Origin of the sequence: Bradyrhizobium embrapense, from assembly GCF_001189235.2 — a bacterium.
GTDB classification, from domain to species: domain Bacteria; phylum Pseudomonadota; class Alphaproteobacteria; order Rhizobiales; family Xanthobacteraceae; genus Bradyrhizobium; species Bradyrhizobium embrapense.
Map to the genome: position 1 here is coordinate 1 of NZ_LFIP02000030.1, position 1,077 is coordinate 1,077.

1 protein-coding gene and 1 pseudogene are annotated in these 1,077 nt (G+C 62.2%); one reads left to right on the forward strand and one right to left on the reverse strand.

Features of this window, described 5'->3' with window-relative positions:
* Window positions 1-679, forward strand: a pseudogene (locus tag AKN83_RS40820) (hypothetical protein); the annotation flags it as partial.
* A 117-nt stretch (window positions 680-796) separates the two neighbouring features.
* On the opposite strand, the gene AKN83_RS37980 reads toward AKN83_RS40820, so the two are convergent.
* Window positions 797-1,077: transposase (locus AKN83_RS37980; protein ID WP_172803659.1), on the reverse strand; the 281-nt coding region annotated here is incomplete at its 5' end.

A 1,077-nucleotide genomic window follows, 5' to 3' on the forward strand; every position in this document is an offset into this window, starting at 1 on the left:
GGTCGCCAACGTCGTGACGGTCTCGGGGCAGACCTTTGCTGCATCGAACCTGTTCAGCGCGACGGACGCGGATGGCGATGCCATCACGAAATATGCGCTGTGGGATTCGAATACCAACGGGCATTGGAGCGTCAACGGAGCTACGCAGGCCGCGAATACCGAGATCGACATCACGGCGGCGCAACTTTCCCAGACCACCTATCAGGCCGGCTCGGGCACCGATCAACTCTGGATCCGGGCCAATGACGGCATTGCGTGGGGAGCCTGGCAGCCCTTCAACGTGACGGGCGAAAGCTCCAGCAATGCCACCATCGCCGCGGGCACCACCCTCGAATTGCCGGGGGCGTCGAGTGCCACCGTTGCGTTCCAGGGCGCGACCGGGACGCTGAAGCTCGACAATTCCGCGAGCTTTGCCGGTACGGTTGCCGGAATGACCGGTGCGGACGCGATCGATTTCGCGAACATCAGTTTCGCGAACGTTCACACGCCGACCTTCAATGGGACCAGCTCGAGCGGAACGCTCACGGTGACCGACGGCACCGTCACAGCGAGCATTGTGCTGCTGGGCAACTACATGGCCTCGACCTTCGCGACCTCGAGTGACGGCCATGGCGGTACCCTCGTTGTCGATCCGCCCGCGACGCAGGTCAGCCAGCTGGCGCAGCCGCAGCATGCGTGAGGCTTGGAGATGAGGGCATGCGGAGCCGCCGAGATAAGGTGGCTTCGCCTGCTGCCGCTGACTGCACAGCGATTGCAGCAACGGAGAGACGCGCGATAGAGCTAGAGCATGATTGGTTCATGTTGAAGCGTATCCGGCGTTTGCGATGTAGTTGGCGCATTCCTGGGGCGTGAAGCAGTTGAGTAGAGCGCCGATGCGCATCCAGGTTGCTTCGACGGTTCGCTCGGCAGCTTTTCGGAGCAAGGTCTTGAGCTTGGCGAAGACCTGCTCGATCGGATTGAGATCCGGGCTGTAGGGCGGCAAGAAGAACAACTTTGCGCCGGCGGCGCGGATGGCGCGACGGACGGTCTTGCCTTTGTGACTGCCGAGGTTGTCGATGATGACAATGTCGCCAGGCT